Consider the following 21,584-nt stretch of genomic DNA (forward strand, 5'->3'; position numbering starts at 1 on the left):
TGTGTCCACCGCCGGCCAACCCACCGTGCGATGGGGCCACTCGGTTCTCGAACCCGACCGGGCACACGTGCGCGACGACGGCACCTTCCCGGTCGGCGGCGTGGCGGTCGGGTTCGCGATCTGCGGCGCATGGCTGGTCGGCGACCTGCCCGACGACGAGATCCGCGCGCACTGCTCGACCTGCCTGGCGCTCCTCGCCGACTCCGAAGCCGACTGACATGTGGGGGAGATGTGGGTTTCCCGAATCAGCGGTACCGGCCCGGCGGGTCCCGGAAATGGTGGCGTTGGCTGATCCCGGCCCTGGTCGTCGTGGTGGCCGCCGCGGTGGTCGTGCCGATCGCGCTCACCGGCGGTCAGACCGACCAGCGCGCGCCGGCCGGGTCCGTCGGCGCCGGCCTGCCCACCGTGATCGTCGCCACCGGCACGAGGACGCCGCGACCCGAGGGCCGGGACATGCAGGCCGTCACCGTCGCCCTGCGCGCGCTCGACCCGTGCCTGCTCGGCCCGGTCGAGCTGGCCGCGATCCCCACCGGCCCGCACTCGTGCCTGTTCCTGGCCGACCCCGACTTCTCGCCCGGCGACGAAGGTCTCACGGTCAAGGTCGGCGCGGACTCCACCCACATCAGCCGGTACCTCCAGGCGCCGGTGACGATCGGCGGGGCCAAGGCCTACCAGTACGTCCGGAGTGGGGACACGTGCCAGGTGGTGATCCCGGTGAGCGCGAACCGGTCGGTCGAGCTGGAGTCGCCGGGCGCGTGCCCGCCCGTTCGCCGGTATGCCGAGGCCACGGTGGCGAAGCTGCGGGCCCCGGACAGCGTCGCGATGGATCCGGCGAGCCGCCCGTTCGCCGCCTGGGACGGCTGCGTCCTCGTGACCCAGCTGCTCGGTGGGGAGGCTGAGCGCTTCCGGTACAAGCCGACGGGTACCCGGGACCCGTTCGCCGGCTGCTACACCGCCCCGCTGGAGGGTGACGGTTACGGCCCCCGCCTGGAGATCAGTTACGCCGGGGCACCCGAGTTCACCGGGCGGACCCGCCAGGTCGCCGGCCGGACGGTCGAGGTCGCCGATCTTGGCAAGCGATGCATCGCCACCTGGGACAACGGTCCGAGTGGCAGCCGGAACACGTGGTTCGCCGCCACCGTCGTCAAGCTGTCCACCCAGGACTGCGACACCACCGCACGGCTCGTGGCGCGGGTGGTCGCGCTCGCCGGGCAGCGACCGGCGGACGCGGACGCCGCCCCGCAGCGCCCGCTGCTGTACGGCCCGGACGACAACGACACCGCCACGCGGGGCGCCTGCGTCGACTTCAGCGTCGGTGCCAGCGACGACTGCGAGCCGTACCAGGAGGTCGGCGTGCCCGAGGGGCCGGCGGAGATCCTGGCCGCGGCCGAGGAGAACCGGCACGTCCAGTGCGCGGTGTTCGACGAGGCGATCGAGGCGGCGTTCGGCGCGGAGTACGCGGCGGTCACCTGGGGCGCGCACTGCATCTTCGTCGCGCCCGACCACGTGCTCCAGATCACGGTCAACGTCGACGCGGTGAACGTCCCGGGGGAGTACGGGCGGGGCGGGCTGTACCGCGACCGCCGGGAGACCACGATCGCCGGCAAGCCCATGGTGACCTTCTGGGGCAGCGGCTTCGACGTCTACCTTTCGCCCGGCGGCGACCTTGCCGAACGGGGCAACCTGCACATCGGGCTGAGCCCGATGGGCGGGCGCGGCGTCGCGGACCGGCAGACGGACGCCGCGGTGACCCCGAAACAGGCCGGCGGGGCGGTCGAGGCCATGGCCCAGGTCGTCCGGACGCATTTCGCCTAGATCAACTAGGCCCCTGTTAGCTGGTCGCGTAGTGCCCTGAACGGGCCATTGAGGACGTTGAGCGTCCCGAGCGGCCCGTTCAGGGCATCGCGTTCAGGTGCCGGACGAGGTCGTCCCGGCTGGCCGGCTCCACCCGCACCTGGTCCTCGCCGCCGGCGAACAGCATCGTGAACCGGCCGTCGCTGGTGTCGGTGTACCGCAACGGTTTCCGAGCCCGGTGCCGGCGGCCCAGCTCGTCCCGCCTCGCCACGGACAGCTCGCCGTACCCCGTGGCCGGCAACGCGGCCAGCCGTTGCGCCTGCCGCACATCGGGGACGGCCCGCCGGACGCCGACCCCGGCCGGGGTGCGCTGCCGGCCGTCGCGGCGGGTGGACCGGACCTCGGCCGCCGACACGGTGAACGGCCTGCCCTGGCCGGCCGGCACGTCGGGCGTCTGCGCGACGAGCCGCTCGGCGAGCCGGGAGGCGTGGATGGAAGTCAGCCACACCGTCGAGTCCGGCTGGCAGACCGCGAGGATGGCTTCCCTGCCGATCTGTCCGGCGAGCACCCCGATGGTGTGGCCGCCGTGGGCGATCCACCCGTAGTACTCGACCCGGGGCCGGCACAGCACGGCGAGCGAGCCGGCGACCTCCCGTTCGAGCCTGCCGTACCGGTCCCGCCATCCCAGCTCCGTGAGCTGGTCGTGGGACTGCCGGCGCAGCGCGTCGTGCCCGGCCGGCGGTCGCCAGCGGGCCTCCGGGGCGAGGGTCTTGTGCAGCTCGCCGAGGTTGGCGTCGGCCACCAGCCACGCCAGCAGCGACGCCGGAACCTTCGCCGGCGTGGGTAGCGCCATGTCAGTCGTCCTCGGCGCCGATCGTGGGCGGCGCGGTCAGCACGTCGGTGTCGAACAGGTCGTCCGGGTCGCCGCCCTCGAGCCACTCCGGCCGCTTCCGCTCGGTGTCCTCACCATCACGGCCTCGGCCGGCGCCACCCATCGGCATCCCGCCCGCGGGTGCCGCCCCGCGCCCCGCCCCGGCAACCATGCCCGTCGCCCCGGGCCGGGCGGGCGAGCCGTGCGGCTCCGCGCCGGGCCGTGGACCGGCGAGCATCTCGCCCCGTGGTCCGGCGCCGCGGGTGCCGCCGCCCACGCCGCCACCACTTCCGCCGCGTCCAGGACCGGGCTCGCCGCCGGGACCCGCGACCACGCCCAGACCGGTGACCGGAGCGCCGCCCGTCGTCCTGCCGGCGGTGGCGTCGACGGGCGAGACGGCGGGACCGCCCGGGCCGGACGGGTTGAAGGCGCCGGGCACCGTCGCACCGGGGTCGGGCGGTTGTGCACCGCCTGGCCCTGGTGTCGCGCCGCCGGGGCCGCGGGGCGCCGACTGGTCGGGCTCGGGAGCCGGGTCGCCGCCCGAGGAGCCGCCGGGGTCGCGACCGGTGTCCCAGCCGGCGTCCCGGCCAGGGTCCCGACCAGCGTCCCGGCCGGTGTCGTCGCCGAAGTCGCTGGAGTCGATCGTGCTAGGGGTGCCGACGCTGATCCCGGTCTTGTCATCGGACAGGTCGCCGTAGCTGGCCGGGAGGTTGGTGGTGTTGTACTCGGAGGCGCCGGAGTAGCCGTTCATCACGTCGACGTTGTTCTGCGCCGCCGCGTTGTACTCGTCCACCTGCCGCTCGTGGTCGACCCCCGCGTGCAGGTTGGTGAACACCGCTGCCGGGTTCTCCATCTCCGGCTTCGGCGGCACCGGTACGACCCTGCTCTTGGCCTCGTCGAACGACCCGGCCTGCCGGCCGGTCAGGTCTTGTGCGGTGCCCAACGCGTGGCCGGCGAGCTCGTGCTCGGTCGCCAACGGCCCGGCTCCCCGCTGCGCAGCACCCGCCGCCTCCCCCTGCCAGACCGACTCCATCCGCCCCACCAACGCCTGAATCTGCCTCGTCCGCTCGTAATACTCGCTGGCGACGTCTTTCACGACCGCGGCCCCACCGATGAGCCCCTCCGGCCCATCCCCGTCGTGGAAGTTCCGGTAGATCTCGTCACCGCTCATGTCGCCCATCAGCCACCCTCTCGGATCGTCGCCAACGCTGACGTCGCCACCTGTTTCGCCCGCTCACAAGACCCTGTCTCATCCAACTCGCCCACTTCAGTTGCCTGAATTGCCGATGAGTCACTGATGCCCACGACGATGGTGCACATGCCTTTAGAGCGGAGGTCTGGGCTGTTGGCGAACACGGCGGGGTATTCTTCCACTTCGGTTGGCCGGAAATCTTCAAACTGGCTGCGACCCCGATATGTGTCGGACAAGCCGTTCTTGTTTCCAGTGATGAAACCAACACCAATTGTGCTGCCCAGTTCTGCCGCGGCGTGCCAGGTACAGAACGGACCTACCTGTTCGGCCACGCCGCCCGTTGTCTCCGGAATACCCGGTCGGGTGACGTCGAACGTGGCTAGTTGAGCCCGTGTCAGGACGGTGCACGGATCGGTGAGAAAGCGGCTCGCGTCCAACGGGTTGTCCACCCCGGGCGCTTCCTGGGCCGGATCGCCGGTGGACGGGTCAGGGCTCGACTCGCTCGTCTCCGGCCGTTCGCCGGACGATTGTGGAGTTGGTGTGCCGTCGGCCTCCGAAGAGCACGCTCCCCCCGCCAGCATGGCACACGCCAGGGCCAAAGCCGAGAGGATGCGTGGCCGCAGTAGGTCAGTTCGCATCGGCTGCTCGCATCCGCGCCGCGCTCGCGTCGTCATCGGACATGTACCGTTCTCTAGCGGCGGACAACTTCTCGATATAGGAACTCGCGTACGCGCGCATCGTCGCGTTGTGAGCCAGCGCCTTGTCCAGTGATCGGTTCACCGCTTCTGGTTGCCGCTTGCTCATGGTGTCGTGTGCCGGCGGCCTGATGAGGGTCTGAGCTTGCGCAAGTCTTACTCCGTCGGCCTGGATGGCGTCGCGGATTTCGGTCCATTGGGTGATGATCGCCTTCAGTTCGGCGAGGTTGGCGAAGACGTAGTTGCCGCCGGAGCCGCCTCCGCCGCTGCCGGTGATGGCATATCCGGCATTGCCCAGCGCGTCCTCGCTCGTCACCACGACCTCCCCAGTTCGCCACGCGCATCCTACTGTTCGTGTTCCCACGGGCACTCCGCGCATCGAGAGTACGACGGGACCCGCGGGCGGGCAGTCGTTTCGGTCGTGGTCACCCGTCTGGAGGATCGCGGCATCGCTGGCCGCTCAACTGGCTTGCGCCGAGCGGCATGGTGAGTGGATTCCACTATGATGGCATCATGAGTAAGACTCGGCAGATCTCCATCACGTTGCCTGAGCACTTGATCGACACGATCAAGGCGGCGGTCGATCGTGGCGAGGCCCGGTCGGTGTCCGCCTACATCGCCACCAGACTGGCGCCGGGTGTGATCATGGACTCGCTCTTCGCCGAGTGGGACGCCGAGCGTGGGGCGCCTTCCGCCGAGGTTGGCGCGTGGGCCGAGCGGGAGCTTGACCGGGCGTTCGCCGAGCAGTCCGCGCACAACCGTGGCGTCGCGTGAACGGCGCAGCATGAACGGCGCAGCATGAACCGGGCACTGGTGCTGGACGCCGGCGCGCTGATCGGTGTCGATCGTCGGTCCACACAGGTTCAGGAGCTGCTCCGGCGCGCCCGGTCGCGCGAGGTCAGCATCGTGATCCCCACCGTCGTGGTCGCACAGGTCGTGCGGGGCGGCGGGAGACAGGCCAACCTGCGTCGTTTCCTGGCCGACTCGTACCTGAGCTTCGTCGGTCTCGACTATCCGACCGCCCTCGAGATAGGCGCGTTGCTCGGTGACAGTGGCACGGCTGACGTCATCGACGCCTGCGTGGCAGTGTGCGCCCGCCGACTGAACCACTGCCCGGTGATCACCTCGGATCCTGAGGACCTCGGGAAGCTGGATCCCACATTGCCGCTCATCGCGATCTGAGGTCATCCCGCGTAGCCGAGACGACTGGCTACGCCCCTGGGCAGGTGTCGTAGGTGGCGAGAAACGTGCGGGGGAGTCGGCGCCTGCTCGGGCGGCGGGTGACGTCGAGCAGCAGCGCACGGACCGGTTGGTCGGCGGTGGGGGGCAGGAGCGAGCGGCCCGTCGGTGAGTCGGCGAGCAGGCGGGTCAGTGCTATGTCGACCAGGCGGACCTCGCCGGCGCGGGTCAGGTAGACGTTGCCAGGGCCGAGGTGCGCGTGCGGCACACCGGCGTCATGCAGCGCGGTCAACGCGGCGGTGACGGCAGCGCCGACCCTCGTCGCCTCCCGCGGCGGTAGCGGGCCGGGCAGGTGGCGCAGGCTGGTACCGTCGACGGCTTCGCTCACGATCGCCGCGGTGCCGTCGGCTGTGGTCAGGTCCAGGACCGCCGCCAGGTTGGGGTGCCGGACGGCGGTCAGCCGGCGCCTGTCCGACGCGAAGCGGCGGAGCACCGCCGGGTCCTCGGCCAGGGCGGTGGGCAGGACGCGGACCGAGACCGGCCAGCCGGCCGGGTCCCGGGCGATCCAGGTCGAGCCCAGCCGGTCCCGCCAGACCGGGTGCAGGAGCTCGTAGCGACCACCAAGTCGGGTTCCCATGTGCGTCCCTCGGGTCAGTGGGTCGTCATCGTGCTTGGCGGGGGTGGATCAGAAGTGGACGGAACGTGGATCGGGTGCCGACCACGTGGTGGACTTGCGACGTGGTCGAGTCGCGGGCCGGCGCCGGATGGTCGCGCCTTACGTCTGAGCAGGTGTTCTCCTCCGAGTGGTTCGAGGTCCGGCGGGACGGCGCGCTCCGGCCGGACGGGTCGTCCGCCGTCTATGACCACGTCGTCGCGCCGCCCGCGGTGACCGTGCTCGCCGTGGACGCGCGGGGTCGGGTCGCCGTCACCCGGCAGTGGATCTACGTGCACGGGCAGGCTCAGTGGCGGCTGCCGGCCGGGCGGGTCGACGAAGGGGAGACACCCGCGGCGGCCGCGCGGCGGGAGCTCGCCGAGGAGACCGGGGTCTCCGCCACCGGCTGGGTCGAGCTCGGGGTCGTCAACTGCGCGGACTCGCTGACGAACCACCGGGACCACGCGTTCCTCGCCACCGGGTTGACCGACGGGGAGCAGCGGCTCGAGGCCGGTGAGGCGGATCTCCGGGTGCACCGGCTGCCGTTCGGGCAGGTGGTCGAGATGGTGCTCGCGGGCGAGCTGCCGCACGCGGGGAGCTCGTTCGCCATTCTCGCCGCGCACGTGAAAGGGATCGTCGAATAGCGTTTCCCGTTTCCTCCTGAAAGGGGAAACGGGCACCATCTGGTATTGCCCGTCGGCCGAGTGAATTCTTCTTGGTAGGTGCTCGAAAGCGCCGGAAACCCAAACCAAGGAGTAATCATGTCGTTGCCTCGTCGCGCCGTTTTCACGGCCAAGGTCACCGGACTCCTGTGCGCCGCCGCCATCGCGGTGGCCGCCCCCGCCCTCATCTCGACCTCGGCTTCCGCCGACCCGACCACGCCTCCGCCGCCGCCCCCGACCAACACCACCGACGGGCACGACTGGATGGACTAGTCGGAATTCGTGACGCGGGCCCCTCGTCCGTCGGGCAACGACCGGAGGGCCCGCGTGCGTAGAACATTGCCATCGGAATGTCGAAATGTTCTACTCGCAGGAGCGAACCTGGAGGGAACCGGTGGCCGAGTCATTTGGCATGTTGTTGCGAAAATTACGCACCGAGGCCGGTATCTCGTTGGGTGAGCTCGCCCGGCGGATCATCTACAGCAAGGGCCACGTCAGCAAGATCGAGAACGGCTTGCAGCGGCCGAGCGCCATGTTCGCGAAGTTGTGCGACCGCGCGCTGAGCACCGACGGCGTGCTGACGGCCGCGGTCCAGCCGGCGAGCAGTCAGGCCGTCGAGCCACCGGATGCCGACGGCGGGGTGTGGGTCATGGAGCTAGACGAGACCGGCGGGGTGCGGTTCAACCAGGTCTCCCGACGCACGATGCTCGCCGGCGCGGGCGTGCTGCTCGGCTCCGCACTCACCCGCGGGGCCGGCATCGCGACCGACGAGCACACGCTCACCGTCCTGCGCTCCGCCTTCTACCAGCACCGGGAGCTCGGGATGATGGCGAGCCCGAGGGTCGTGCTGGCCCCGGCGATCGCGCAGGTGCACGCGCTCCGGACCCTCGCGGCCGGCAATCCCGAGCCCATGCGCTCCGAACTGCTCCGGCTCGCCTCCCGGGTGGCCGAGTTCGCCGGGTGGATGAGCCAGGAGGCCGGCCAGGAGGGCGCCGCGCTGTGGTGGACCGACCGGGCCGTCGAGCTCGCCGCCGCCGGCCGAGACCCGCACCTGGCCAGCTTCGCGCTCGTCCGGCGGGCCGAGCTCGCGATGTACCGGCACGACCCGGTCAGCACCGTCGGGCTCACCCAGCAGGCTCAGCGCGATCCCGCCGCCGGGTCGCGGATCCTCGGCCTGGCCGCACAGTTCGAGGCCCAGGGACACGCACTTGCCGGAGACTTGTCCGCCTACCGGCGAGCACTGGACCGAGCCGCGTCCCTGCTCGCCGTTCGCGAGGACGGCACGGCGCCCGTTCTCGGCATGAGCAGCGCGCCCGACCAGGTGTCCTTGGCGGCCGGCTGGTCGCTCTACGACCTGGGCCGGCCGGCGGAGGCGGCGCAGATCCTCGACAAGCAGGTGCCCGGGATCAGACCGACAGCACGCCGGGCCAAGGCCCGGTTCGGTGTGCGGCGCGCGCTCGCCCACGCCCTGAACGGCGATATCGAGCACGCGTGCTCAGCGGTTCGCGACCTCCTTCCCGACATCGCCCAGGTCGACTCCGCGACGATCCGGGGCGACCTGCGCGACCTCGCCAGGACCCTCAACCGCTGGCATGGCGACCGTGCCGTCCGCGAGTTCCAGGCGGACCTCATGCCGGTGCTGAACGTGCCGAGCTAGCGCACGCGCAGCTCAGCTCGCTCAGCTGGTCGCGAACCTGGTCGGCTTCGGGCAGCCCCAGCTCGGTGTAGCCGGCGAGTGCGTCACGCCAGTGCGGAACGGCCGGGTTGTGGTGGCCGGTCTCGTGCAGCACCGTGCCGATGCGGTGGTTGGCGCGGGCCGCCTGCGCGCTCTCGCCGGTGCCGGCGGCCATGTCCAGCGCGGCACGGTATGCGTGCAGGGCGGCCCGGTCGTCCTTGCCGGCCCACGCGGTCTCGCCGCGGTCGAGGTACAGCTGGGTGCGGAGGTTCGGGTCCACCACCAGGTCCGCGACCCGGCGCGCCTGCTGCTGGAACCGGGTGGCTTCCTCTAGCCGGCCGGCGAGGCGGTGGGTGTTGCCGATGTTGTTGAGCGCATAGGCTTCCGCCGCCCGGTCGCCGATCGACACGGCGTGCTCCCGGGCCTCGGTGTGGTTGGCCAGTGCGTCGTCGAGCCGGCCGAGCCGCTGCCGCGCACAGCCCAGGTTGTCCAACGACTGCGCGAGGCCGTGCGTGTGGCCGAGCTCGCGGAGCAGCTCCACCGCTTGACGGTGCTGCCGCTCGGCTGTCTCGAAGTCACCGAACAGCTCACTCACGAGCCCGAAGTGGTCCAGCGTGTTGGCCCGTCCGCGCTCGTCGCCGATGCGTTCGAACCGCTCCAGCGCTGCCGCATAGCACCGGGCCGCCTCGGGCAGGTCGCCCAGGTTCTGCGCGGCAGAGGCGATCGCGGTCAGGGTGCCCGCCTCGCCGCGCACGTCGCCGAGCTCTTCCCACAGCGGTAGCGCTTCTTCGGCCAGCAACCGGGCCTCGGACTGCGCGCCGGACCGCCGGCGCGCGCCGGACAGCCGCAGCAGAACGTTGGCCAGCCCGCGCGTGTTGGTCGAGCTACGGAGCACCTCCCGGGCCCGTTGCAGAGTCTCGGTCCAGTCCCGCAGGTGGCCGGCGGTGTAGAAGTAGCGCCACAGCAGCACGGCGAGCTTCCAGGTGTGGTCGCGGTAGACGTGGTCGGCGGCGTAGTTGATGGCGGCGACGAGGTTGCGCCGCTCGTCGCCCAGCCAGGTCTGGGCGGCAGCGGAGTCGGCGAACCGGGGCACCACCGGGCACTCCTGGTCGATCTCGGGTTGGCGGTCGCGGTCGAAGGGGAACAGGACGGCCATCGCCGCGGCGGTCGAGGTCAGGTAGAAGTCGAGCAGGCGGGCGACCGGTGCGATCGGGTCGTCGACCGGGTGGGCGGACACCGCGTAGTCGCGCAGCGGGTCGAGCATCAGGAACCGGCCGGGGGCCGGCTCCTCCAGCAGGCTCACCCCGTGCAGGTCCTCCAGCAGCAGCCGCGCCTTCGGCACGGGCGCGCCGACCAGGGCGGCCGCGCCGTGCGCCGACAGGTCCGCGCCGGGGACCAGGCCGAACAGCCGGAACAGGTCCTGCTGCGGGTCGGTGAGCTGCTGGTAGGACACCGTGCAGGCGACGGTCGCCAGGTCGGAGAAGCTCGTGTCCGGACTGAGCGGCGACGCCTCGCGCAGCAGGTCGACCAGGTGGTCCAGCGGCCAGCGCAGGTGCCGGCGGAACTGCGCGGCGACGAGATGGATCAGCAGCGGCACCTGCCCGCAGCGGGCGACGACCTCGCGGACCTGGTCCACCCGGCCGCGGGTCCGGTCGGCGCTGACGAGCTTGCGGAACAGCTCCACCGCCTCCTCGGCCGGCAGTGGCTCGAGGTGGACGTGGTCGGTGGCGGCCAGGTCGCCCAGCTCCCGGCTGGTCACCACCGCCAGGCAGCCGGCTACCCCGGGCAGCAGCGGCTCGACCTGCTCCTCGGACGCGGCGTTGTCCAGCACGACCAGGGTCCGGGTGTCCTCCAGGCGCGACCGGTAGAGCTCCGAGCGGGCCCGGGTGGACTCCGGGATCGCCTCGGGCGGCACGCCGAGATCGCTCAGCAGTCGCTCCAGCGCGGTGGCCGGTGCGGTCGGCTCGACGTTGGGGGTGAACCCGTTGAGCTCGACGAACAGCTGCCCGTCCGGGAACGCCTCGGCGAGCCGGTGCGCGGCGTGCACGGCGAGCGCGGTCTTGCCGACCCCGGGCATACCGGAGATCCACAGCACCGCCGGGCCTTCCTCGAGCGTGGCGCGGGCGGCGGCGTCGACCAGCGCGAGCTCGTCGCGCCGGCCGGTGAACCTGGCCAGCCGCAACGGAAGCGAGCTCAGCCGCTCGCCGTACTGCGCCATCCACGCCATGTCCCGCAGCTCGCGGGCGGTCTCCATGCCGAACTCCTCCAGCGCGTCCCGCGTCTGGTGGAACACCTCGACCGCCCGTACCTGGTCCCCGTTGGCGATCAACGCGCGCATCAGCATCGCCGCCAGCCGCTGCTGGCTGCGGTCCTCCTCCCACACCGGCCGCAGCCGGTCGCGGATCCGCCGGTGGTTGCCCGCCTGTAGTTCCAGCGCCGCGAGGTCGATCAGCGCGTCGCCCCGCGTGTCCTCCGACGGCGCCATGGTCGGGCCGCCGACCCGGTCGATGTCCAGGTCGGACAGGAACGGGCCGCGCCACAGGTCCAGCGCCTCGTGCAGCAACGGCACCGCATCGGTGGGCTTGGCGTGCCGCGACCGCTCGTGCAGCCGGCCGAACCGGACCGTGTCGATCGAGCCTTCGTCCACCCGAAGGACATAGCCGGTCGGGGACTTGTCGATCACCACGTCGTCGACGCCCGCGTCCTTGAAGACCTTGCGCAGCCGCGCGATGTAGCTGGTGATCAGGTCGGACTTGGGCCGCTGCCCGCGCCACACGTATTCCTGCAGGTATTCCCGGGACACCGCCCGGTTCGCGTTGAGCAGCAGGATCACCAGCACGTACCGCTGCTGCAGATCGCCCGGCTCGATCTGGACACCCTCGTGCCAGACCTCGAACGGACCGAACATCCGAAAGTCCATACCGTCTCCCACGGACGTTTCCGGCTTTCGCCGGAAGAACTTCGACCCCCAGTGAAACGCATCGCCGCGCGAGCATCCGGAGTATCGCCCTCGCGGTCAACATCTGATCCAGATCTGGTGCGGGTGAGCGGGCCATCCTCCCTCACGAGGAGGAGAGATGCCTGAACAGATATTGCCGTTCTACGTGGTGTGCGACCAGTCGTACTCGATGGCCGACCATCTTGATGCGCTGAACGACGGATTGGCCGACCTGCACAACGCCGTGGGCACCGACCCGGTGGTGGCGGACAAGACCCGGTTCTGCCTGATCGGCTTCTCGGGCACCGCGGAAATCCTGCAACCACTCTGCCGGCTCAGCGACGTCGTCTCGCTCGTCGGGCTCACCACCCAGGCGGCGACGAGCTTCGGCGCGGTCTTCACCCTGCTGCGCGAGACCATCGAACGGGACGTCGACATGCTCAAGGCCGACGCGCACCGGGTGTACCGGCCGGCCGTGTTCTTCCTGTCCGACGGGCATCCGACCGACCCCACCTCATGGCAGGCGGCCTACGAGCGGCTCGTCGACCCTGGCTGGTCGGCCCGACCCAACATCATCTCCTTCGGCATCGGCGACGCCGACGCGCCGACCATCGGCCGGATCGGGACGTTCCAGGCGTACATGAGCCAGGGCGGGGTCAGCCCGGCCGCGGCGCTGCACACCTTCGCGCGAGCGCTGACCATGTCGGTCGTCAGCTCGGGTCGGGTGACCGCGGACGGCGACCTGGTGCTGCGGGTCCCGCAGCGGGTGGCCGGGTTCACCGCGTTGCAGATCGACCCGGTCTGATGATCGGGTCGGTGTGGGGCGACCAGGGTGTGTTCCGCCCCCGGGAGCTGGGCCCGCCGTCGCTCGCGGCCCGGATGCCGTGGCGGCTGGACCCGGTCGCCGACGTGCCGGACACCGTCGTCGAAGCGGGCCGGGTGGGGGCGTTGGAGGTGCGGGCGGCGTCGACCCGCGGCACGTCGCACCGCTTCGACGGCGTGGTGCGGCAGGACGCGGTCGGCGTGACCGAGCTCGGCGGCCGGTACGTGCTGGCCGCGGTCGCGGACGGGGTGGGGGCGGCGGCCGACGCGCACCGGGGTGCGCAGCTCGCGGTCCGGCACGCGCTGGGCTACCTGGCGTGGGCGTTGCCGGGGGCGGCCGCGGTGGATCTCGGGCACGCGTTGCGGGCAGCGGACCGGGCGGTGCGGGAGGACGGGCCGGAGCCGGGTTCGCGTTCGACGACGTTGACCGTGGCGCTCGTCGAGCTGGGGTCGGCACAGCACCGGTACCAGGTGGCGCGGGTGGGGGACAGCCCGGCGTTCCTGTTGGCGGACGGAGCTTTCCGGCCGCTGTTCGACCCGCGGGTGGGGGAGATCGTGGACCCGCGCACCGACAGTCTGCCGTCGCCGCGCCGGCCGGCGGAGACGGCTGCCGGCGTGCTGGCGGCGGGGCAGGCGTTGGTGCTGGCGTCGGACGGGATCGGGGTGCCGGTGCAGGAGACCGAGGCCGGCGCATACCTGGCGACGGCGTGGGTCGAGCCGCCCGGGCCGGTCGCGTACCTGCACCAGCTGCAGTTCGATCTGCGGACGTTCGACGACGATCGGACAGCGGTGGTCGTCTGGGCCGTGTCATGACCGGTCTCGGCGACATGGAGATCGCCGACCTCGGTGTCGCGGAGGTCGTCGCGGACGGCGGGCAGGGCGCGGTGTTCCGGCTGTCCCGGCCGGCCGGTGTGCTGCTGAAGCTGTACCACAACGACGTCGACGTGCTGGCCGACGAGCTGGGCCGGCTGATCGCGCTGCCCACCGGCGTCGGCAGCGCGGACCGGGCGCTGATCCGCGCGATGACCGCGTGGCCGACCGGGCGGGTGTTCCACCGGGGGCGGTGCGTTGGCCTGCTGATGCAGGAGGCGCCCGCCCGGTTCGCGACCGTGCTGGCCGGGCGGTGGCGGCTGCTGGAGCTGCAGTTCCTGCTCTACCCGCGGCGGGCGATGTGGGACGAGCTGGTGCTGCCGACGGACGCCGAGCGGCGCTGGCTCACCGTGCGGTACCTGCGGCTCTTCCAGGTGCTGCACCGGCACGACGTGCTGGTCGGCGACGTGTCGATGCGCAACCTGTTGTGGACGCTGACGGACGGGCCGGGGGTGTTCGCGATCGACTGCGACGGTTTCCGGATCGCCGGACGGCAGCCCGCGGTGCGCCCGGCGGACACCGTCGGGTGGGCGGACCCGGCTGCGCGGTGGGGCGAGGTCACGCCGGACACCGACCGGTACAAGCTCGCGCTGCTCACGTTGCGGCTGCTGCTGGGCGATCACGCGGTGACGCCCGAGGACGTGCGGGCCAGTGGGTCGCTGCGGGCGACGCTCGGCCCGGTGCTGGCCGGGCTGGCCGAGCAGGCGGCCCGGCCGGGGATGCGTCCGGCGGCGGATTTCTGGCTGGGCGCGCTCACCCGGCGCCGGTCCGGCCGGAATGCGGATCCGATCCATCGCGAATATGCCGGCGAGAGTCACGCTGTGGACGAGGTGGGGAGCCCGTCGAACGGGTTCGACCAAGGGAGGTGATGTTCCCCGTGTCGCCCCGTGGCGTCGCCGTGTCGTCCTGTGGCGTGGCTGTGTCGTCTCGTGGCGTCGCCGTGTCGGCGATGCGATGTGGCTGCTGGGGCTAGCCACATCGCATTCGTTTTCTCGTCGGTTTCCTGTTTCCAGTCGGGTGGGGCGTCGGGAATCCCTGTTGTCAGGGTATTTCCGGGCGCAGTCTGGAATTGGTTCCCGGTGTGGAGGTTCCGATGAGAGTTATTGTTTCCTTGTCCGGCGTGGTCCGGTTGGTGGCGCTGGGATTCGCGCTCGGGATCGTGGTCGGGCTTTACTTCGGCATCGGCGGCCGAGCGGACCCCGGTGCCGCGGAGTGCGGCCCCGGTCGGCCCGGCACCGAGCAGTGCGCTCCCGCGCCCACGCCGACCGACGTGGCGCCGCCGGCGGAGCTGGTCATCGCGCCCTGACTTGCTTGCGGCGGGTCAGCCGGACGCCGAAGACCAGGGCCACGGCCGTGACCGTGCCGACCAGCCAGTTGGGGTCGACCGCCGGGACCCATTGGACGGTCCCGTCCCGGATGACGAACGCCCCGGCCGGCCGCGCGAGGATGCCGAAGCCGCCGCCCTCGCCGCCCGTCGGGCCGCGGCCGTTGCCGCCCCCGCCGCCCCCGATGACCGTCGCGGCCGGGATGACGGTGGTCCGTCCTTCTCGTAGGGCTCGGCGTAGACGACCGTGGCCCGCAGCGAGTCCTTGACCTTGGTGAGTACGTCGTCGAGCGCCATCGGGCCTCCTCATGGGCCGAACCAGCGGATGAGCGCTGCTCGCAGCCCGTCGGGATCGGTGCCGGCCCAGGCAATGTAGCCGTCCGGGCGGACCAGGACCCCGTCCTCGCCGCCGGCCGTGGTGATCCGGTCGGCCCATGCCGCGGCGGTCTCGTGCAGGTGGCCGCCCAGGAGCAGGCCGCGGCCGGCGCGCAGGAGCTCGAGCGCGTGCGGGTCGTCGACGAAGGTGCCGGTCAGCGGGTGTTCGCCCGGCTCGTAGCGGATGTGCAGGCCGTTCATCAGCTCGACGAGGTGCCGTTGGGTCGGCAGCTCGGCCAGCAGCGCGCGCAGCGCCTCGATCTGCGGGTCGGTCCGCAGCAGTGCCGTCTCGGCCCGGCTGTTGCGCAGCACCTCCGCGCCGACCGGGTGACGCTCTCGGGTGTAGGTGTCGAGCAGCGACTCCGGCGCGCGGCCACCCGCGACCAGGCCCAGCTTCCAGCCGAGGTTCGCCGCGTCCTGCAGACCGAGGTTGAGGCCCTGGCCGCCGATCGGTGAGTGCACGTGCGCGGCGTCCCCGGCCAGCAGCACCCGGCCGCGGCGGTACGTGCTGGTCTGGCGGGCGTTGTCGGTGATCCGCGTCGGCGCGGCGATCTCCCGAACGGTTACGCCGGTGCCGCTGACCCGGCGCAGGCTCGCCTCGAACTCCGCGGCGGTCAGCTCCCCGTCGCGGGTGGGGTCGGGGTCGAACTCGATCGTCATGCTCGGCGCGGGCGGGGGCGCGACGGCCAGCATCCCGGTCGGCAGCCGCTGGAAGCCGTGGGCCAGGTCGATGTCGGCGACCGCGATCCGCGCCACCATCGACGGGTCCGTGCCGGGGAAGTCGAAGCCCACGCACCGGCGGACCGTGCTGCGGCCGCCGTCGCAGCCCACCAGCCAGGCGGTCTCGATCTCCGACCCGTCGGCGAGGGTGACCGTGACGCGGTCGTCGCCGGGCGCCACCGCGGTGACCTCGACACCGCGCCGCACCGGCACGCCCAGCTCGGCCACCCGGCACGCGAGGATCTCCTCGAACTCACCCTGCAGCACCATCAGCGGCGGCGACAGATCGGTCATCGTCCCGTTCCGGTCGACGAGCGGCAGCATCGCGAAGTCGCCCTTGACGTCGGCCATGCCCAGGCTCTCCAGCAGCGCCGGCAGGTCCTTCGGCGTGTCCACGAGAGACGGGTCGGCCAGCCGTGCCAGCCGGCGCACCGCGGCCTCGGCCAGCGCGGTCGTGGCGTCGGCGAGCCCGCGCGCGGCGAGGGTCCGCATGGTGCGTGCGGTGATGCCGCGGTCGTCCTCACCCTTGCGCGGGTCGGGCTCGGTCAGTCGCTCGACGACCAGCGGGGTCACCCCGGCCAGCGCCAGCTCCGCGGCCAGGAACAGGCCGACCGGACCGCCACCGACGATCATGACACTTTCCATGATGCGAACAGTACACATCATGTAAAGTAATTTTCGTGAGCGAGAAGGATCGGCTGATCGAACGCATCGAGCGGGCAGAGGACCGGTACCTCCAGCTGACCGCGGCCGGCCAGAACAGCCCGTTGCAGTCGGTCGATCTGACGATGCGCCAGCTGCGCGTGCTGCTGATCCTGTCCTATTCGGACGGTATGGCCGGCCAGGAGCTCGCCGACGCGCTGGGGGTCGGGCCGGCCGCGGTCACGGGGATCACCAAGCGGCTCGGCGACCTGGTCCGCCGCGCGGAGGACCCGGCCGACCGCCGGATCCGGCGCGTCTACCTGACCGAGGCCGGCGCGGCCCTGGTCGCGGAGCTCCGCGACGCCGGCCGGGACGGCAAGCGCCGGCTGATGCGCCGCCTGACCGAGCGGCGGCTACGCGACTACGCCCGGACGATGGACGCCCTCAACGCGGCCGCGGAGTCCATGGACAGTTGAGTGTTCACCGGGTGTTCAGCCTGATACGGGTCCTTGGCCCATGCGTGTCTGGTGATACTTCCCCGCGGCTTGGCGGAGCGCAGAAGGTGAGTCCCACGCATGAGTCACGATCACGACGGTCACGAGCACGACCACGCACACGAGCCGGAGGTCGTCGAGGGCAGCTGGCGGGACGAGGCCGACGACCGGCCGCTCTCCCTCGCCGGGTTGGGCATGGCCGGTGCCGCCGCCGGCGCGGCCGCCGTCTCCGGCACGCCGGCCGCCGCGTCGACCGGGCACGGCCACAAGCCCGGCAACGAGTGGGGTGGCGGCGACCGCTGGTACGCCGGCGACCACCACCTCCACACCAAGTACTCGCCCGACGCGCAGTACGAGGTCGCGACCCAGGTCGCCAACGCCCGCGAGTACGGCCTCGACTGGGTCGTCATCACCGACCACGGCGGCGGCGCGCACGAGAAGTTCTCCATCGCGCGGGTGACCCCGGACATCGAGCGCGCCCGCGGCAAGTACCGCGACATGCTCGTCTTCCAGGGGGCTGGAGTGGAACATCCCGGGCACCGAGCACGCGACCGTCTTCCTCCCGCCCGGCCGCAACACGGTCGACATCCTGAAGGCGTTCGAGGCCGCCTACGACGGCATGATCCTCTCGACGCCGGTCGCCCAGGGCGGAAAGGGGCTCATCGCTCGCGCGACCTCCGCCGACGGGGAGCCGTTCGCGCTCGCCGCGCTGCGCTACCTCGACGCGCAGGTCCTCGCCGGCCGCACCGAGATCGCGCTCATGTTCGCCAACCACCCGGGCCGGCGCGGCGTCGACAGCCCGCACGAGTTCCGCGGTTGGCGCGACGCCGCACCGGAGGTGGCCGTCGGCATGGAGGGCGCCCCCGGACACCAGGCCGCGGGCATCACCGGCGCCGACGGAGGGCTCGGCGGCGGCCGTGGCTTCTACGAGGGCTCGCCCAGCGCGGACAGCCTCGCCGGCTTCGACCCGACCGCGGCCGAGAACCCCTACCGCACCTACGGCGGCTTCGACTGGTTCACCGCCAAGCTCGGCGGCCTCTGGGACTCGCTGCTCGCCGAGGGCAAGCCGTGGTGGGTCACCGCGACCTCCGACGCGCACCAGGTGTTCCAGGACACGGTCAAGCCCGGCGGCCAGGACCACGCCACCACCGGCAGCCGTGGCGCCCCGGTCGACACCGACGTCCCGCAGACCTACGGCGACTTCTGGCCCGGCTTCTACAGCTCGACGCTCGTCGGCGCCTCCTCGCGGTCCTATGTAGACATCATGCGCGGCATGCGGGCGGGCAAGGTCGTCGCGGTGCACGGCCGGCTCATCGACGGGCTCGACCTGCGGGTCCGGGCCAAGCGCGACGGCGACACCCGCGGCGTCACCATCGGCGGCCGGACCTTCGTGCGCCGTGGCGGCGATGTCGAGGTGACCATCGAGGTCGAGCTCGCCGCGGGCCGCAACGTCAACGGCGCGACCCCGAAGCTCGCCAAGGTGGACCTCATCGCGGGCGCGGTCACCGGCCCGGTCGCCGACCGGGACACGTACCTCGCGCCGGGGACGAGCGTCGTCGAGACGTTCGAGGTGCCGTCCCGGGCGCGCGGGAAGGTCCGCTTCACGCACGTGTTCCGCAACGTCGACCGCGCGTTCTACCTGCGGCTTCTGGGCACCGACGGCAACCAGCTCGGCGCCGATGGCGGCCCGGTGATGGACATGCTCGGCGACGCCGACCCGTGGGCGGACCTCTGGTTCTACGCCAACCCCGTGTTCGTCGACGTCATCTAGATGCCCGCCTGGATCGGGGTCTCCTGCGGGCCGGTGCTCGCCGGTGGCCCCGCCGCTCATCTCGACGCCGCCCTGCTGTCCGCTGTGGACGGTCTCGGCGCGGACCTCGTGTGCACACACGTCGACCGCTCCGCCACGGTGGCCGGGGTCGTGCTGTCCCGCGCGGCTCCGGCGCGAGCCGGGCGCCGCCGACCTCGCCGCGCTCACCGAGCGGCTGGACGGTGCGGGACGCGCCGTCGTGGACACCCGCGACCACCTCCGGCCGACCTTCGTGGCCGGCCGGCTCGTCCTGCTCGTGGAACCCGCCGCCGGTGGCGTGCTGCGCCCGGCGGAGATCGAAGAGCCACACCAGTGTTGTGGTGGCCACTGAAGGGCCCGAGCGGGTCGTGAGTGTTGGACTCGGGGGTCGCGACGGTTGGACTCGCGGGTCCGGAGTGTTGGACTCGCGGGGTTTGCCGGGTGGCACGTTTCGCTCTCTGGCGAAACTCTTGTGGCGGTCCGGGCCGGCGCGGGAGGTTGTCGTACATGGCGGAATTCGATCCGCGCCTCTACGGCGCGCGCTGGGCGGAACGCTACGACGAGTGGCACGCCGGGATGATGGACGACGACGGCGCGGTGGCCGCGCTCTCCGAGCTCGCCGGGGACGGGCCGTTGCTCGAGTTCGGCGTCGGCACCGGGCGGCTCGCCGTGCCATTGGCCGAGAAGGGGCACGACGTCGTCGGGGTGGACGTCAGCGAGGACATGCTGGCGCAGCTCGCTGGGAAGTCCGACGCGGTGACGACCGTCGTCGGCGACATGACCACCGTGCGGGTGGGCCGCGAGTTCGACGTGGCGTTCATCGCGTTCAACTCGATCTTCGTGCTCGCCACGCAGGACGACCAGGTCCGGCTGTTCCGCAACGCCGCCGCGCACCTGCGCCCCGGTGGCCGGTTCGTGCTCGAGACGGCCTTCGTCCACGGGGTCGGCGTGGCCGACAGCCACAAGCTGCGGGTGGCCAGTGTGGAGTCCGACCAGCTGACGCTGAGTGCCGGGATCATCGACCCGGTGACCCAGTTCTACAACGGCACCTGGGTCGAGCTCACGCCCGAGGGCACGAGGTTCTACCCGATCCACGGCCGCAACGTCACCCACCACGAGATGGACCTGATGGCCCAGCTCGCCGGCATGGAGCTGGAACACCGTTGGGGCGACTGGAAACGCGGCCCGTTCACCGCGGAGTCGAAGCTGCACGTGTCGGTGTACCGCAAGCCTTCACAGACCGGGTAGCGGCGGCTGGGCCGGCCGGTCCTCCGGCCGCAGGTCGGTGACCATGAGCGCGGCCGTGGTTTTGTGGTCGCCGGCCAGCCGGACCGCCGCCTCGGTGAGCCGGCGCGGGTCGTTGGTCGGCGGGTCGAACCTGACCTTGACCTTCCGGCCGCCGAGGCGGACGTGGAGGGTGCGGCAGGTCAGGCGCTCGGCCCGCAGCCGGCGGGCGAGCTCCGCGGCGAGCTCGCGGGTGTGGGTCGGCGCGCTGCGCTGGACGCTGAACGAGCGCCGCGGCGGGAGCGGCCGGACGTCGGTGTCGTCGGTCCCGGTGGCGATCTGGTGCAGCCGCCGGCCCATGGCGGTGCCCGCGATCTCGACGAGCGCGGCCGCCGACCAGTGCCGCAGGCCGGCGACGGCGTGCAGGCCGGCGTCGGCAAGCCGGTCGCGGGTGACCGGGCCGATGCCCCACAGCTCGTCGACGCGCAATGCGCCGCGGACCTGGGGCTCGTCGGCCAGATCGGTGACGACGACCCCGCCCGGCTTGGCCGCCCGCGAGGCGAGCTTGGCGATCAGCTTCGTGCGACCGACCCCGATGCTCACCGGGAGCCCGAGCGTGGCGCGGATCTCGTGCTGCAGATCCCGCGCGGTGGTCTCCGCGTCGGGCCAGGTCAGGCCAGGCAGGCGGACGAACGCCTCCTCGACCGACCCCGGCTGCACCGCCTCGGCCCGGTCGTCGACCAGCGCGAACAGCTCCTTGCTCGCGTGCTGGTAGGCGGCCATCCGTGGGGGCGTGACGACGAGCCGCGGGCAGGCCCGGTACGCCTGCGGCACCGTCATGCCGGCGTGGACGCCCCGGTCCCGCGCCTGGTAGCTCGCGCAGGCGACGACCCGGTCGGCAACCGCGACCGGCAGCCCGGCGAGCCCGGGATCGTCCCGAACGTCGACGGCGACGAAGAACGCGTCGACGTCCAGATGCAGGATCGGCCCGGTCACGCGCGCGTCATGTCGAGTCGCACCAGCCGCGGCCCGGGTGGACCCGGGCGCTGACCGTGCCGGTGGCGCCGTCGCTGGCGTGCCACGTGCCGACGATCCGGTCGATGGCGCGAACCTGGGTGCCGGGCTCGGACATCCGAAGCTCCCTCGTCTCGGGTGAGTGCCGGTACGTCGGAGCCGTTCGAGCCCCCGGGACACGGTCCTCGTGAGGAACGTGTCGGCAACCCACCACGCACGCGAACTCACGCGCCCGCGCGCGCGTGCAGAACACAAGTCCCGAACGCCCCCACCCTCTCCGGGGGCACCCCTCGGAGTCAGTCTATCGGGCAGGACCGACGAGAACAGGGGGTGTCGATCTTGCCTGTGGACAGGTCGACCCTTGTGGACAAGTCGCGTTCGCCCAGGTGGGCGCCTGTGTCGGTGGGCTCGCCTAGCCTCGGTGGTGTGTTGACCACGCTCGCGGTCGAGAACTACCGGTCGTTGCGGCGTCTCGTGCTGCCGCTGTCGCCCCTCACGCTCGTCACCGGGGCCAACGGCAGCGGGAAGTCGAGCCTCTACCGGGCGCTCCGGCTGCTCGCGGACGCCTCGCGGAACGGGGCCGTGGCCGCGCTCGCCAGGGAAGGCGGGCTGCAGTCGACGCTGTGGGCGGGGCCGGAAGGCAGGTCCACGC

General features: G+C 72.1%; 26 protein-coding genes and 1 pseudogene. 16 read left to right on the top strand and 11 right to left on the bottom strand.

The genetic code is table 11. The annotated features are described in order from the left end of the window. Position 1 precedes the first annotated feature (1 nt). Positions 2 to 217 (top strand): hypothetical protein, encoded by a 216-nt coding sequence (locus GEV28_RS06400; protein ID WP_291409576.1) that lies wholly within the window; start codon positions 2 to 4, stop codon positions 215 to 217. Positions 218 to 231: 14 nt separating this feature from the next. Further along, positions 232 to 1,815 (top strand): hypothetical protein, encoded by a 1,584-nt coding sequence (locus tag GEV28_RS06405; RefSeq protein WP_291409578.1) that lies wholly within the window; start codon positions 232 to 234, stop codon positions 1,813 to 1,815. A 79-nt stretch (positions 1,816 to 1,894) separates the two neighbouring features. Here GEV28_RS06405 and GEV28_RS06410 read toward each other — a convergent pair whose 3' ends face one another. Genes GEV28_RS06410 through GEV28_RS06425 form a run of 4 tightly spaced genes read right to left on the bottom strand, consistent with a single transcriptional unit; the run spans position 1,895 to position 4,868 of the window. Beyond that, positions 1,895 to 2,647, bottom strand: coding sequence for an ESX secretion-associated protein EspG (locus GEV28_RS06410; protein ID WP_291409580.1), 753 nt, complete (start codon positions 2,645 to 2,647; stop codon positions 1,895 to 1,897). Between the two features lies 1 nt (position 2,648). After that, the gene (locus GEV28_RS06415) at positions 2,649 to 3,845 is read right to left on the bottom strand and encodes a hypothetical protein (RefSeq protein WP_291409583.1); all 1,197 of its coding nucleotides are present in this window, start codon (positions 3,843 to 3,845) and stop codon (positions 2,649 to 2,651) included. Then, positions 3,845 to 4,531, bottom strand: coding sequence for a DUF3558 domain-containing protein (locus GEV28_RS06420; protein ID WP_367115042.1), 687 nt, complete (start codon positions 4,529 to 4,531; stop codon positions 3,845 to 3,847). Before GEV28_RS06420 ends, GEV28_RS06415 begins: the two co-directional genes overlap by 1 nt. Beyond that, positions 4,485 to 4,868: a PE domain-containing protein gene (locus GEV28_RS06425; protein WP_291409587.1), complete on the bottom strand. Its 384-nt coding sequence runs from the start codon at positions 4,866 to 4,868 to the stop codon at positions 4,485 to 4,487. The genes GEV28_RS06420 and GEV28_RS06425 overlap by 47 nt, the downstream gene beginning before the upstream one ends. 197 nt (positions 4,869 to 5,065) lie before the next feature. Here GEV28_RS06425 and GEV28_RS06430 point away from each other — a divergent pair, with 197 nt between their 5' ends. Both GEV28_RS06430 and GEV28_RS06435 read left to right on the top strand, forming a co-directional pair. Further along, the gene (locus tag GEV28_RS06430; RefSeq protein ID WP_291409589.1) at positions 5,066 to 5,326 is read left to right on the top strand and encodes a hypothetical protein; all 261 of its coding nucleotides are present in this window, start codon (positions 5,066 to 5,068) and stop codon (positions 5,324 to 5,326) included. Between the two features lie 39 nt (positions 5,327 to 5,365). After that, positions 5,366 to 5,734, top strand: a complete 369-nt coding sequence (locus tag GEV28_RS06435; RefSeq protein ID WP_291409591.1) for a PIN domain-containing protein — start codon at positions 5,366 to 5,368, stop codon at positions 5,732 to 5,734. Between the two features lie 28 nt (positions 5,735 to 5,762). On the opposite strand, the gene GEV28_RS06440 is transcribed toward GEV28_RS06435, so the two are convergent. Continuing rightward, positions 5,763 to 6,368, bottom strand: a complete 606-nt coding sequence (locus GEV28_RS06440) for a protein kinase (protein WP_291409593.1) — start codon at positions 6,366 to 6,368, stop codon at positions 5,763 to 5,765. 152 nt (positions 6,369 to 6,520) lie between these two features. Between GEV28_RS06440 and GEV28_RS06445 the strand changes: the two genes are divergently transcribed. The 3 genes from GEV28_RS06445 (at position 6,521) to GEV28_RS06455 (ending at position 8,702) form a co-directional block, all read left to right on the top strand. Continuing rightward, positions 6,521 to 7,027, top strand: a complete 507-nt coding sequence (locus GEV28_RS06445) for an NUDIX hydrolase (RefSeq protein ID WP_291409595.1) — start codon at positions 6,521 to 6,523, stop codon at positions 7,025 to 7,027. Between the two features lie 117 nt (positions 7,028 to 7,144). After that, positions 7,145 to 7,318, top strand: a complete 174-nt coding sequence (locus GEV28_RS06450) for a hypothetical protein (protein WP_291409596.1) — start codon at positions 7,145 to 7,147, stop codon at positions 7,316 to 7,318. 121 nt (positions 7,319 to 7,439) lie between these two features. Next, a complete protein-coding gene (locus GEV28_RS06455) occupies positions 7,440 to 8,702 on the top strand; it encodes a helix-turn-helix transcriptional regulator (RefSeq protein ID WP_291409598.1) in 1,263 nt (420 codons plus the stop codon). Here GEV28_RS06455 and GEV28_RS06460 read toward each other — a convergent pair. Further along, complete coding sequence (locus tag GEV28_RS06460) at positions 8,674 to 11,628, bottom strand: tetratricopeptide repeat protein (protein WP_291409600.1); 2,955 nt, start codon at positions 11,626 to 11,628, stop codon at positions 8,674 to 8,676. The genes GEV28_RS06455 and GEV28_RS06460 overlap by 29 nt on opposite strands. Positions 11,629 to 11,797: 169 nt before the next feature. On the opposite strand from GEV28_RS06460, the gene GEV28_RS06465 reads away from it, so the two are divergent. From GEV28_RS06465 to GEV28_RS06480, 4 genes are all read left to right on the top strand, one after another. Beyond that, complete coding sequence (locus tag GEV28_RS06465; RefSeq protein ID WP_291409602.1) at positions 11,798 to 12,463, top strand: hypothetical protein; 666 nt, start codon at positions 11,798 to 11,800, stop codon at positions 12,461 to 12,463. Continuing rightward, complete coding sequence (locus GEV28_RS06470) at positions 12,463 to 13,293, top strand: protein phosphatase 2C domain-containing protein (protein WP_291409604.1); 831 nt, start codon at positions 12,463 to 12,465, stop codon at positions 13,291 to 13,293. The genes GEV28_RS06465 and GEV28_RS06470 overlap by 1 nt, the downstream gene beginning before the upstream one ends. Continuing rightward, a complete protein-coding gene (locus GEV28_RS06475; RefSeq protein ID WP_291409606.1) occupies positions 13,290 to 14,219 on the top strand; it encodes a hypothetical protein in 930 nt (309 codons plus the stop codon). The genes GEV28_RS06470 and GEV28_RS06475 overlap by 4 nt, the downstream gene beginning before the upstream one ends. 224 nt (positions 14,220 to 14,443) lie before the next feature. Further along, the gene (locus tag GEV28_RS06480) at positions 14,444 to 14,656 is read left to right on the top strand and encodes a hypothetical protein (protein ID WP_291409608.1); all 213 of its coding nucleotides are present in this window, start codon (positions 14,444 to 14,446) and stop codon (positions 14,654 to 14,656) included. Here the strand turns inward: GEV28_RS06480 and GEV28_RS06485 are convergent. Then, positions 14,643 to 14,984, bottom strand: coding sequence for a hypothetical protein (locus GEV28_RS06485; RefSeq protein WP_291409610.1), 342 nt, complete (start codon positions 14,982 to 14,984; stop codon positions 14,643 to 14,645). The genes GEV28_RS06480 and GEV28_RS06485 overlap by 14 nt on opposite strands. Continuing rightward, complete coding sequence (locus GEV28_RS06490; protein ID WP_291409612.1) at positions 14,981 to 16,414, bottom strand: FAD-dependent monooxygenase; 1,434 nt, start codon at positions 16,412 to 16,414, stop codon at positions 14,981 to 14,983. The genes GEV28_RS06485 and GEV28_RS06490 overlap by 4 nt, the downstream gene beginning before the upstream one ends. A 35-nt stretch (positions 16,415 to 16,449) precedes the next feature. Between GEV28_RS06490 and GEV28_RS06495 the strand changes: the two genes are divergently transcribed. Next, positions 16,450 to 16,887, top strand: a complete 438-nt coding sequence (locus tag GEV28_RS06495) for a MarR family transcriptional regulator (protein WP_291409614.1) — start codon at positions 16,450 to 16,452, stop codon at positions 16,885 to 16,887. Positions 16,888 to 17,006: 119 nt separating this feature from the next. Here GEV28_RS06495 and GEV28_RS06500 read toward each other — a convergent pair whose 3' ends face one another. Next, positions 17,007 to 17,405, bottom strand: coding sequence for a hypothetical protein (locus GEV28_RS06500; protein WP_291409616.1), 399 nt, complete (start codon positions 17,403 to 17,405; stop codon positions 17,007 to 17,009). Between the two features lie 119 nt (positions 17,406 to 17,524). On the opposite strand from GEV28_RS06500, the gene GEV28_RS06505 reads away from it, so the two are divergent. The 3 genes from GEV28_RS06505 (at position 17,525) to GEV28_RS06515 (ending at position 19,942) form a co-directional block, all read left to right on the top strand. Next, positions 17,525 to 18,676: a hypothetical protein gene (locus tag GEV28_RS06505; protein WP_291409618.1), complete on the top strand. Its 1,152-nt coding sequence runs from the start codon at positions 17,525 to 17,527 to the stop codon at positions 18,674 to 18,676. Positions 18,677 to 18,719: 43 nt separating this feature from the next. Further along, entirely contained in the window at positions 18,720 to 19,046 is a 327-nt protein-coding gene (locus GEV28_RS06510; protein WP_291409619.1) for a hypothetical protein, read from the top strand. Between the two features lie 155 nt (positions 19,047 to 19,201). After that, the gene (locus GEV28_RS06515; protein ID WP_291409621.1) at positions 19,202 to 19,942 is read left to right on the top strand and encodes a class I SAM-dependent methyltransferase; all 741 of its coding nucleotides are present in this window, start codon (positions 19,202 to 19,204) and stop codon (positions 19,940 to 19,942) included. Here GEV28_RS06515 and GEV28_RS06520 read toward each other — a convergent pair. Then, positions 19,928 to 20,914, bottom strand: a complete 987-nt coding sequence (locus tag GEV28_RS06520; protein ID WP_291409623.1) for a DNA polymerase IV — start codon at positions 20,912 to 20,914, stop codon at positions 19,928 to 19,930. The genes GEV28_RS06515 and GEV28_RS06520 overlap by 15 nt on opposite strands. Positions 20,915 to 20,921: 7 nt before the next feature. Further along, a complete protein-coding gene (locus GEV28_RS06525) occupies positions 20,922 to 21,050 on the bottom strand; it encodes a hypothetical protein (RefSeq protein WP_291409625.1) in 129 nt (42 codons plus the stop codon). A gap of 356 nt (positions 21,051 to 21,406) precedes the next feature. Between GEV28_RS06525 and GEV28_RS42170 the strand changes: the two are divergent. Further along, positions 21,407 to 21,475: pseudogene (locus GEV28_RS42170) on the top strand (hypothetical protein); the annotation flags it as partial. Between the last annotated feature and the right edge of the window lie 109 nt (positions 21,476 to 21,584).

Origin of the sequence: Actinophytocola sp. (assembly GCF_009379765.1) — a bacterium.
Lineage (GTDB): Bacteria > Actinomycetota > Actinomycetes > Mycobacteriales > Pseudonocardiaceae > Actinophytocola.